Origin of the sequence: Pseudoalteromonas sp. Of11M-6 (genome assembly GCF_022347905.1) — a bacterium.
Taxonomy (GTDB): Bacteria; Pseudomonadota; Gammaproteobacteria; order Enterobacterales; family Alteromonadaceae; genus Pseudoalteromonas.
On the sequence record NZ_JAKRFW010000034.1, the window covers coordinates 61305 to 72696 of the forward strand.

The following is an 11392-nucleotide window of genomic DNA, read 5'->3' on the forward strand; positions in this document are numbered from 1 at the left end:
CAACACCCCATACTGCAATTTAACAGCCACACACTTCAATCCAACCACAGTTTGGGAGGTATTCGCTCCGATGCAATGGCAAATTGCTCAACCCAGTCGATTAATCCTTCAATCGCCATTGGTTTGGCATAAAAGTATCCTTGTACATACTGACAACCAAGGTCTTTTAAGCAATCTAGTTGTCCTTGTTGTTCTACGCCTTCGGCTATCACTTTGAGCGATAAACTCTCCGCCATAGACAAAATCGCGTTGACCAAAACGGCAGCATCTTGGTTTTGATCTATATCTTGAATAAAACCTCGGTCGATCTTTAATATATTGATGGGGAAGCGTTTAAGATAGCTAAGAGAAGAATAGCCAGTGCCAAAATCGTCAATTGCTAAGTTGACCCCCGTTGCCCGCAGGCTTTGCAGCCAAGCAGTTACGGCTTTATCATCTTCAAGTAAGATGCTTTCTGTGATTTCAAGCGTTAGATTTTCTGGAAGAAAGCCTGATTGCTGTATGATTTGTTTAATGGTAGTGGCGTTAAAGCCAAGTCGATATTGCTGACTCGAGACATTTACCGTCAAATAACAATTCATGCCAAGTGCTTTATTTAATCTGCGAATATCATTACATGCCTTAGCAAGTAACCACTCACCAAGAGGAGCAATAAGACCGCTTTCTTCAGCGACAGGAATAAATTCAGCAGGAGAAATATACTGGCCGAAATCAGTTGGCCAGCGCATGAGCGCCTCGACACCATATAATTTACCCGACACCGTATCGACAATAGGTTGGTAATGTACGGTTAAGCGCTGATGTTCAAGCGCAGCTCGGAGCAGCTGCTCCAGCTCAACTCGACGATTCACCTGTTGCTGCATTTCTTGCGCAAAAAAGTGATACTGATTGCGCCCCGCCTCTTTTGCTTTATACATGGCTAAATCGGCAAGTCGTAATAACTCTTTTTGATCTTTTGCATCACTTGGTAAAATCGCGATCCCGATGCTTGCCCCGGTAAATACCTCAAAGCCGTTGATCACAAATGGTTCGCTCAGTGCTTTGACAATTTTATCGGCTACTTGAGCAGCATGATCCGGATGCGCAATTTGGCTCAATAACAATACAAATTCATCTCCCCCAAAGCGGCTCAAGGTATCGCTTTTACGCAGCAGGCCGTTTAAGCGCTTAGCTACGGAGATAAGTAAGGCATCTCCGGCCTCGTGACCCATGGTGTCATTGACACGCTTAAACCTATCTAAATCAATAAATAACACTGCACTTTGATGATGAGTACGGCTCATGCGTTTAATATCTTGCTCAATGCGCTCAAGTAATAGCGTTCTATTCGGCAGTCCGGTCAACACATCGTAATAGGCTTGATATTCAATCTGCTCTTCTTGCGCTTTGCGCTCGGTCATATCAGACAATATAGCAACGTATTGCTGCACCAGCCCTTTGTCATCATGCACGACACTGATTGCTAGCCACTCTGGATATAAAGTACCGTCTTTACGCTTGTTCCAGATCTCACTTGCCCACTGTCCGTGCGAGTTGAGGGTGCTCCACATCTGCTCATAAAAATGTTTGTCATGCTTACCTGAACTTAAAATATTAGGTCGTTGACCGAGCACTTCATGTTCTTCGTATCCAGTAATTTTGGTGAAAGCTGGATTGACCGCGGTGATCTCAAGTTTTGCGTTGGTGGTCATGATCCCTTCTTGCGTTGCATTAAATACCGCCGCTGCAGTTTTAAGCTGTGCACTTGCGCTTTTTTGTGCAGTGATATCTTCTTTGATCGCAATAAAGTTAATGATTTCCCCTTGCTGGTTTTTAATCGGGGAAATAGACGCGTACTCCCAATAGTAATCTCCAGACTTACGGCGATTGTAAAACTCACCACGCCAGACTTTGCCTTGTTTGATGGTTTGCCACAGCGTTTTGTAGTCGGTAAATCCTTGTTTGGAGCCTAGTACTTTGGGTGTTTGTCCTTTCACATCCTCAAGTGAATACCCAGTAACTTGTTCAAACTTAGGGTTAACGTATTCAATGCGAGCACGAGGATCGGTGATCACAATAGAAGAGGGGCTTTGCTCAATGGCATGGCCCCACTTGCGAAGCTCTTCTTCCGCTTGTTTAAAAAGGGAAACATTAACACTCACAAACACTTGGCCATTGTTGTGTGTATTCGTTTGTTTTACCTGTAACCAAGCGCCAGATTCGGTTTGATGCAAATTGGCGTCGGAGTTAAAAATTTCTCCAAACTGCTGCTGCCACTCTTCTAACTTGCGTGGCATTTTTTCGCTATCGGCAATTGCAAAATGATTACGCCAAGCACTGTTACAGAGCAGCAAATTGCCACTGCGACTAAAAAGAGCAAAGCCTTCGGTTAAACGCGCAACGGCATCAGACAAAGTTTGGCTGGTGCTCAGAATTTTATTTTTGGCCACATAAAGTCGGTTTGCAAACACAATCAAGAGCAAAAATAGCACAATGGTCAGCAGTAAGAGTAATTCACTTTGATGCTTGGTTTTTTCTATGGTTTCACTGTGGTGCTGGCTATATGCCGCGTAAAGTGCTGAAAAAGCTTGGTCACTCGGCAAAGACAAAAAGCGTTGTTTTGCCTTTTTTAATTCTGCACTGTTAGCAAGGGCAACATTAAAATGCTGATAGATAAGCTGCTCTAAGCTACTTTCAGAGTTGATGGTCATTAAAGGCTCTGCGACAAATTCGTAGAGCTGACCCAACATTAAATTAGCAAGCATTCTATTGGCGTGGGTTGCCAGTTCGGGCTCACTCTGCTCCAGCTCGATTAGCAACTCGGGAAGATAAAGCAGGCTATTTTTAATATTTGCCGCCGCAGTTTTAATGGACTCGACTTGCAATACTTTATTACTGAGTAGCCGACGATAAGCATCAAATTGCTGTCGAATGTCAGGCGTGGCTTCTGCAAATAATGCATCTCGCTGTGGTGTATTCAAAGCATCAATTGCATGCGCTAATTGCGCTAACTCATCATATTGATTGAGCTGTGCACTAAGCATTTGTAACACCGCGGCATCCAGTTTGGCATCAATACTTTTGGCTTCAAAGAGCAGGGTAACTCGTGCTTGGTGTGTTTGACTGCTGAGCTCTTGCTGCGAGTAAAAATACGCAAAAAGCGCAATTGGCGCGCACAGCAGTAACGCTTGCACACCAATGAAGGCCTTATTCTTCATTCGTGGTTTTCCAAATCCATTTCGTGGTGATGTCCTGCTAGACTGTCAATAAAGGCAACTAGCTTGTTTATATCGGAGTCTGAGATATTGCGACCAAGTTGGTATTTGGCCATGGTCGCAACGGCGGATTCTAGGCTGCTATGACTAGCATCGTGAAAAAAGTATGCTTGTTTGCTAGCAAGTCGCAAGCTCGGTACTTTGAACACAAAGCGATCTTGCTCGTTGCCGGTAACGTTAAAACGGCCATAATCCGCTTTTTGAATTGGTGTATTTCTATCGCCAAAATAATCACCAAAGGTGCCCATTTTGGCAAACATATTGCCACCAACATTGCGTCCTTGATGACAACTAATGCAACCATACCGTTTAAATAACTCATAACCGGCAATAGCCGACTTAGGCAGTTTTACGCTTTTATCTTTAAGCCATAAATCGAACGGCGCATTAAGCGTGATTAACGACCCTTCAAAAGTCGCTATTGCGTCTTTTACCGTGTGTTTCGTTGCTCCCTGCGAGTACACTCTAGTAAATTGCGCGACCAGCGTTTTATCTTGATTTAACTTGGCAACGACTTCTGGCCACGTCATATCATGCTCTTTTGGGTTTAAGATGGGTGAGTCGATTTGATCATAAAGCGCTTGCGCACGGCCATCCCACGCTTGACGAATATTTAAAGCCGCATTGTAAACAGTTGGAGTTTTTAGCTCACCGAGTGCGCCATTAACACCACTGGAAAGGGGCTTTACATCCGCGCCATGAGTGAGTAATTGATGACATGACGCACAGCTGACTTGGTTTCCTCGGGAAAGCCGCTTATCAAAAAAAAGTGATCTGCCCAAGCTAACTTTATCGGCATCAAGCCCTATTGCAGGCTCAAGTGGCAGAATTGGCTCATTTGCAGCTCCCAATAATGGAAACGCAAAAAGTAATAAACTCCAAATTCGCATACACTCCGCCCAAGTTGCCATCTTGGTGTAAAAGATAGCAACATTCGGCATTGCAAATTTTGATTTAAAATAAGCTTAGCAATAGAAGTTATGTGTTTTTATTCACTCACCCCGCACGGCTAGACTTGTCACTTCACTCAGCCAGTTATCAATTACCTCAGGAGTTGCTAAGTGCGCAGGGCCAAATAGCGTATGTTGAGTTGGCTCTATACCACAAAATCCTAGTGTCCCATGTTCTAGTTGAGCCATAAGCCCAGCAGCAACTTCTTCCAAATAAGTTTGCGGCGTGTCTGAGGTGAGAATGACTCTTGCGGTTTTATGCGGTAGAAGCTTTTCAATTTCAGTGCCGGCCTCACTGTATTTAAAAGCAAAGCCTGGAAGTAATGCTCTATCTATTAGCCCTTTGAGCTTGGCTGGTAACGCCAACCACCAAATTGGGCTTATTATCACAATGTGCTGCGCCCACAGTAAGTTCTCTTGGAATTGCTTAAGGCATGGCTCTAATGGTTGGCTCGCTTCATAACCATACATCAAATTGATTTCAAAGTGCATCTCACTAAGATCCATTCTGCGTACTTGATGTTGGGTGTTTGCAGCTTGCTCATAACTTGTGGTGATAGCGTGGCACAGGCCTTTGGTTTTGGGGTTACCGTTTAGTAGCAGTATTTTTTTCATCGTCGTTTCCTTATCACATGACTGAGAAACGAGTGTACTGTCTCCCCTTAACGGGAGAGTCAAGTTACTCTACCTGAGACTAGGATAACCTGAGCTGCGGATAATTAATGCCTTTCTAGCAGCCAGTTTTAGCGCTAACTGCGTTAAATTCACTTCCAATAGCCAGCTATTGGTGCGTAAATTCGCCTTGTTTTCCCTAAATCTTGCTGGCTAGGTTAGGATAGTTTTATCTGTGGACATTCATCAAGTGATGCGATGCAATGTTCAATACGTTGTATTTTTTGCTGAAGCTGCACAACTTGCTCTATGCAGGATGCTTTGAGTTCGACTAAAAATGTGTTGATTTCGACCCAGTTGACTTGCCGCCCTTTAATTTCAATCACTTGCTGTAATTGCTTAATCGACACACCGAGCGATTTTGCTTCTTTTATTAATAACAGCAGATCGACATCTACTTGAGAATAGACGCGATATTTACCAACACGCTCCGGGGTAGGAATAAGCCCTTTCTCTTCATAAAAGCGAATGGCCTTGACTGACAGCCCAGTTTGCTTCGACAGCTTGCCAATATACATTTTTGATTCTCCCAGCTAAAAGCAAAATAACGGTTTACAGCCTCCATAAAAGTTGCAACCATCTAATACCAATTGCACGCTAACAAAAAGTATCGTCAAGGAATAGCAAAAGATGTATCAGTTGTTTTACTACCCTCGTAATGCCAGTTGGGCACCACATCTCGTACTTGAGCACCTACAACTAGAAAAAGAACTGCTCTTGATCGATAGAAAAACGCAACAACAAAAGTCTGCGACCTATTTAGAACTCAATCCAACAGGGCGGATCCCGACATTGGTCGACGGTGACCAAATCATCTTCGAGAGTGCAGCAATTTGTTTGCATTTATGCGAAAAGCACCCTGAAGGAAAACTTATCCCAGCACCAGCAACCCCACAGAGAGCCACGTTTTATCAGTGGCTTTTTTATTTAACCACGACGGTTCAGCCAGAACTCATGTTGTATTTCTATCCTGAAAAATATCAGCTGTCACCAGAGAGCAGCAAGACCATGTTTCAAGCCGCTGAGCAACGAGTCAGCGACATGTTTGCACTTATCGACAAGCAGTTAGCAACAAACACCTACTTAGTTGGTGAACATCTCACGCTTTGTGATTATTATTTATTTATGCTGGCCCATTGGGCAAGTGGGTTTAATACTGCGCCAAAAGACTATGCACATTTGGGCCGATTTATGCGAATGATGGCACAGCAAAAAGTGGTAAAAAGAGTGTGCGAAATTGAACAAACCGATCTAAATTTTTATTAGCATCCATTACACCAAGGAGGAAAAAATGGAAACCTTAGTGAAAAACTATATCTCTGCCTACAATCATTTTGATATTCCGGGAATGCTAGCTCAGCTCACGGATGATGTCGTGTTTGAGAATCTTGCCAATGGTGAAATTACAACGCGTACAACCAGTAAAATGGAATTTGCAGAATTAGCAAATCAGTCTGCTAAGTTATTTTCAGAACGCAATCAATCTTTAACCGCTGCCACGCAAGACAATGATCTGTTTATTGTTCATGTGACCTACAAAGCTAAATTAGCCCAAGACTTAGCCAATGGCATGAAAGCAGGACAAAGCATCTCCTTGCAGGGCCGCTCAGAGTTTGCATTTCGCGATGGAAAAATTTGTTTGATAAGAGATATAAGCTAACTCCTTACTCCAAACTCAGGTTATTTATTTGGCAAAATCAGCGCGCTTTTCTATGCTGGTTTTGCACTTTCATCATTAATTCATTTCGACCTAAGCACTATCTTGAGATCAGCCTAAGACGAATTGAAATAAAACGGAGAACAACAATGGGACTATTAAGTGGTCTGCTCGGTAATGCAAGCGAAGTAGACAGTAGCGAAGTAGATAAGTTATTAGCAGATACATTAATTGCTGGAGAAGAAGTTGCACAAGCTTACAAGGTGATCCGCGACTTGTTTATTTTTACCAACAAGCGTCTAATTTTAATCGACAAGCAAGGCATGACGGGCAGCAAAGTAGAAATGCTCAGCATTCCGTATAGCAAAATCACAAAATACAGCAAAGAATCTGCGGGTCACTTCGACCTTGATGCGGAATTAAAAATCTGGATTGGCTCAGACCCAACACCAATTAGTAAAGAATTTAAAGCGGGCGACAATATCAACCAAGTATATCAGATCATTTCACAATATTGTTTATAGCCGCGCTTGCTGTAAAAAGGCACATGCGTGTTGTGCCTTTCTTTTCAGTAAGTAAATTAAGTTGGTTTTCGTTCTGCACGCAGGCAAAAAACCACAGAAAAGAGCAAGGAAACAAATACTTGATTCCAAAAGTTAGAGACAAAGGGATCAGCTACAAACTGAGATGCAATATGCCAAATACTGAGGTTTAGCAGAAAACCAAGTACAAACCCATAGCCTTTGTATTGTGCGAGCAATAGCCCTAGCTCTTGCCTAAAACGCTGATATTGAGCTAATTTGCTCATTTTGATACTCCAGTTATTGATTCGCAACCGTAAGCTCTACCACTTCTTTCTTGGCCGATATTCGATTTATCAAAAGCACATCGTTGTCGTTAATGTCGGTGAGATAGTCGACACTGGTAGGCACTTCGCCGAGTATGGTAAACGACGTTTTGTCTAAATCATAGGACCAAAGTTGATTGTCTTCATTGACGCCATATATCCCATTGCCGCGCATTACAAAAGATTTTCCTCTGCCGCCTTGATTGTTTAGTGCACTGATCCGCTGAGGTTCAACAGCGCCTATTTGCCAAAACTGATCAAGTCTATCCTTATACACAACTTTACCGTGTTCACTTTCAAGTGCCCACAGCACAGGTTGCTGCGTCAATATTTGAAACGATTGTTGAGCAAAATCATAAGCAGCTAACTTCATTTCTCCCTTTACCCTAATCTGTGTTAGTGCACGTTGTGTTGCACTTTTCCATTGATATAAGCGTAAAACAGGGTAGGCGTGCGGGTAAGATGTCAAGCTACCATCTAAAGCAATTTGTGTCAGTACACCACTGGCACTGACCAATATGCTTTGGCCATCCTCAGCCCAGTGGATCCCGCGAATAAAAGTATCTAACGGGAAGTTAGTCAGTTGTCGCGTGTTATTGCCATCGCTTAGCCACACCTGTTCAGTACCTGAACGCTCCGACCAAAATGCCACTAAGTCTCCATCAGGCTGAAAAACAGCCTGATCTTCACCAAGGTTGGTTCGTGCAAAGCTGGTGTATGTTTGAGCGCCTTGTGCTAACTGTGTCAGTGGTAATTTTACGATATCACCGTCGTAAGGTCCTTTGATCATCAGTATACTTTTGCCATCAGGGCGAAATTCAGGCTGCCTCATTCGATCCGAAAACGGCAATTGAATTTTACTCACAAGCCCTTCATACGTCAGACTAAATAGCTGACGTCCGGTACTAAAAATCAATTGCTGATTGAGTGGGTCAAAACTTGGGTAGATATCGTGAAATTTAGTAATTTCCGGCGGCCGCTGGATCTGATGACTAGAGAGCAACTCACCGTCAGGTTTTAGCATATCGATATAATGTAGGCCATCGGCATGAATACTACTGACCGCGATTAAATCATCTTGAGGAGAATAGGCGTAATCAATCAACGTCCCCTCTTCTACGATATAAAGATCGACACCGCTGTCGTCGTCAATGGAGTAATTGATCAGCTTCCAGCGCTCGCCTTGTTTTTGCTTCAATACCACATTGCCATCGTTCAGCCAGATAGGCTTATCAACCACCGAGTTTTTACACTGGAGAATAACTTTTGGCTGCTGAGGGCTTTCCAATGCCTTAGTAAAATCGAGAGTTACAAGGTCGTAGCAGCGCTTTTGTGTAACTGGTTCGCCACTACAAGCGTCGGTGGCCAAAAACAGCAACTGCTCACCATCTTTTGAGAAACTATGCCTGCCGTATGCTCCAAAGCGCTCTGTGAGCAGGATCTCTTGTTGGGTATCCGCCTTTTTTGCCCATATCTTATTATCGCAAAACTTATTTAAATAGCGGTGAAAAACAATGTACTGACCATCTGGGGAATAGCTTGCATCAAATTCTTTGTCGTCTGTTGCGGTCAATGAGCGCAAAGTATCAAAGAACAGTGGTGAAGGTTTTTTGGTGGAAAAATATTGATAGCCAATAGCCCCAAGCAAAATAGTGAAGGCGAGTAAAACAAACACATAAAGGTGTTTATTCCGACTTTGAGTGAGGTGTTTATCTTGTTGCATTTCAGGTTCAGGGGCTGGCATCACCTCAAGTTGCGGCTCAGTATTCGTCAACTCGTTCGTTTGCCCCTCCCAACGTACTTCACACTCTAAGCTATACCCCTTTTTAGCGTGCGTTTGGATATAACCTTGCACCTTACCATCGTCCCCAAGCGCCTTTCTCAATTGCGCAATACTACGCTGCAAAGTATTAGGAGAGACCACCGTATCTGGCCATACTGTATCGAGCAAGGTATCGAGGCTCATCACTTTGCCTTGATTCTGAGCCAAGCAAGTGAGCACCGCCAGAGCCTTTGGTGCAAGCGTTTGACATTCACCTTGGTGTGAAATCTGGTTACGTGATAAATCGACAAAAAAATCACCAACCCAATATTGTTCTACCATAAATCCCCAGTATGCCTAGCGCACGCGCTAACAATGCCAATTATTATAATTATCAGTATAAGGACAAACAGGGTAAAAATAAACAAAATCAAAAACTTAAGATTTAGCGACCTGTAAGCTTAAGGACAGTTAATAAACGTCTATTTCTCACATATGCGGGAGCTTTGTCTACCTCCATACCTGCGTTCGCTTTGGTAAAATACTACCAAAGCGAACAAACCTTAGCGACTGCTTGCTTTTTATCCAGCTTCATACCAAAATCAATGTAACCAATATTAGTTACTTACTTAAATGTAACCAAATTAAGTTACCTTTATGATATCAATACCTCAAGGTGCGGTGATCACAGCAGACATTGTCGGCTCACAGTCGCTGTCACAACTACAACTTACAAGGCTGCAAAGCGAGTTAAAGGATTACTTAGCTGAAATAGCGACTGCGGAGCAGGGCTATTATAGTTTTTACCGCGGCGACGGCTTTCAGCTTGTGTTGCCAGATGCTACGAAACTGTTCAATGTGGCATTACAGCTACGGTTGTTTTTAATTAGCCGACATAGCGATGCCAGACTCAGCCTTGCGGTCGGTGAAGTTAATATCACAGCAGCAGATTTATCAACCGCGACAGGTGCTGCGCTGGTACTTGCGGGCCGAGGATTGGACGCAATTGGACAAGCAAGACTCAGGTATAACAATGACAGTAATGCCCACTTTGCACTAAATCTGGCATTTGTGGATTTATTACTTTCGAACTTAACCCAAAAACAAGCAGAGGCCGCTTTTATTCATATTTCACACCCTAAGTTGAGCCATGCCGATATTGCAAAACAACTCAACACCAGTCGGGTGAACGTAACTAAATTACTCAATAGCGCACACTACGCTTTATTAGATCAATTTTTAGCAATTGCACGCTCACACCAATAGTCGAATGCTCAACACTTAAATATCACGAGGTGGACTTAATGAACGAATGGCAAGTATTGTTATTGTGGTTAGTAATAGGTCACACAATCACTGACTTTTACCTCCAACCTATGAGCTGGGTGCATGACAGAAATACCCGTCACTATAAGTCCATCAAGTTGTTGTGGCATAGTGTCGCGCATGGCGGGGCTGCACTTGCAATCATCCTACTTTGGCAGTCGACTTTGTTTTGGGGAGCACAGTGGAATGCGCTGCTCTTTGCGCTAGCGGTAGGTATTAGCCACTATTGTATCGACTTAGCTAAATCCTATTCTAGCAAAGGCGTTATTCCTTTTGTGCTAGACCAATGTGCACATATTGCCATATTAGTGGCCGTCACTTGGCACATTGCTGAGCCTGAAATTGCGCTCAGTGCCTTTGCAAAGCCTTTTGCTAATGTCCAGCTGCTAATATTGGTTGTGGGCTATTTAATGGTATTGCATCCTGCATCGATATTCACCAGCATGCTGCTTGAGCGTTGGCAACTCAATAATTCAGCTCTTGATAGCCTGCCGCAAGCAGGAAGTTTAATTGGTCAACTTGAACGTGTATTACTACTGAGCTGCATGTTACTGGATAGCTGGGCTGCTATCGGCTTTATTCTCGCCGCTAAATCGGTATTTCGCTTTGGCGATCTAACCCAAAGCCAAGACAGAAAGCTCACCGAATACGTGATGTTGGGCACGCTTGTCAGTGTGTTGCTGGCCCTTGTGGTCGGCGTTTTAATCAAACCATTTATGCCTATTCAATTGTGATTTAATCAATTACGTGCCTTGACATTTAATCTAGGGCCTGTGTATCTTTCAAGTTTGTTTTTGCAGCAGTTTGATTGGTATTTATACAAGTCAGAGCCTGCGTAGCATAGTTATTCTATGTGAGTCAGGCGATAAAGACTTTGTGCTCCTGCAAAGTCACCTTACCCCACATCCTTGTGGGGCAACACAG

The 11392-nt window shown here is 43.4% G+C and carries 11 protein-coding genes; 5 read left to right on the plus strand and 6 right to left on the minus strand.

What is annotated here, in order from left to right; genetic code table 11:
* Nucleotides 1-35: 35 nt before the first annotated feature.
* The 4 genes from MHN32_RS15940 to MHN32_RS15955 form a co-directional block, all read right to left on the minus strand.
* The gene (locus MHN32_RS15940) at nt 36-3197 is read right to left on the minus strand and encodes an EAL domain-containing protein (RefSeq protein ID WP_239422316.1); all 3162 of its coding nucleotides are present in this window, start codon (nt 3195-3197) and stop codon (nt 36-38) included.
* Entirely contained in the window at nt 3194-4144 is a 951-nt protein-coding gene (locus tag MHN32_RS15945; protein WP_239422317.1) for a cytochrome c peroxidase, read from the minus strand. The genes MHN32_RS15940 and MHN32_RS15945 overlap by 4 nt, the downstream gene beginning before the upstream one ends.
* Nucleotides 4145-4246: 102 nt before the next feature.
* On the minus strand, nt 4247-4819 hold the full coding sequence (locus MHN32_RS15950; protein WP_239422318.1) for an NAD(P)H-dependent oxidoreductase: 573 nt from the start codon (nt 4817-4819) through the stop codon (nt 4247-4249).
* Between the two features lie 215 nt (nt 4820-5034).
* Nucleotides 5035-5394 (minus strand): MerR family transcriptional regulator, encoded by a 360-nt coding sequence (locus MHN32_RS15955; protein WP_239422319.1) that lies wholly within the window; start codon nt 5392-5394, stop codon nt 5035-5037.
* Nucleotides 5395-5506: 112 nt separating this feature from the next.
* On the opposite strand from MHN32_RS15955, the gene MHN32_RS15960 reads away from it, so the two are divergent.
* From MHN32_RS15960 to MHN32_RS15970, 3 genes are all read left to right on the plus strand, one after another.
* Nucleotides 5507-6142: a glutathione S-transferase family protein gene (locus MHN32_RS15960; protein WP_130165607.1), complete on the plus strand. Its 636-nt coding sequence runs from the start codon at nt 5507-5509 to the stop codon at nt 6140-6142.
* 25 nt (nt 6143-6167) lie between these two features.
* Nucleotides 6168-6536: a nuclear transport factor 2 family protein gene (locus MHN32_RS15965; protein WP_010605566.1), complete on the plus strand. Its 369-nt coding sequence runs from the start codon at nt 6168-6170 to the stop codon at nt 6534-6536.
* A gap of 146 nt (nt 6537-6682) precedes the next feature.
* A complete protein-coding gene (locus tag MHN32_RS15970) occupies nt 6683-7057 on the plus strand; it encodes a PH domain-containing protein (protein WP_010605565.1) in 375 nt (124 codons plus the stop codon).
* A gap of 56 nt (nt 7058-7113) precedes the next feature.
* On the opposite strand, the gene MHN32_RS15975 is transcribed toward MHN32_RS15970, so the two are convergent.
* The gene (locus tag MHN32_RS15975; RefSeq protein ID WP_239422320.1) at nt 7114-7341 is read right to left on the minus strand and encodes a hypothetical protein; all 228 of its coding nucleotides are present in this window, start codon (nt 7339-7341) and stop codon (nt 7114-7116) included.
* A gap of 13 nt (nt 7342-7354) precedes the next feature.
* Complete coding sequence (locus tag MHN32_RS15980; RefSeq protein ID WP_239422321.1) at nt 7355-9484, minus strand: winged helix-turn-helix domain-containing protein; 2130 nt, start codon at nt 9482-9484, stop codon at nt 7355-7357.
* A 315-nt stretch (nt 9485-9799) separates the two neighbouring features.
* Between MHN32_RS15980 and MHN32_RS15985 the strand changes: the two genes are divergently transcribed.
* Both MHN32_RS15985 and MHN32_RS15990 read left to right on the plus strand, forming a co-directional pair.
* The gene (locus tag MHN32_RS15985) at nt 9800-10408 is read left to right on the plus strand and encodes a hypothetical protein (protein WP_235367134.1); all 609 of its coding nucleotides are present in this window, start codon (nt 9800-9802) and stop codon (nt 10406-10408) included.
* A gap of 38 nt (nt 10409-10446) precedes the next feature.
* Nucleotides 10447-11202 (plus strand): DUF3307 domain-containing protein, encoded by a 756-nt coding sequence (locus MHN32_RS15990; protein WP_174169137.1) that lies wholly within the window; start codon nt 10447-10449, stop codon nt 11200-11202.
* The last annotated feature ends 190 nt before the right edge of the window (nt 11203-11392 follow it).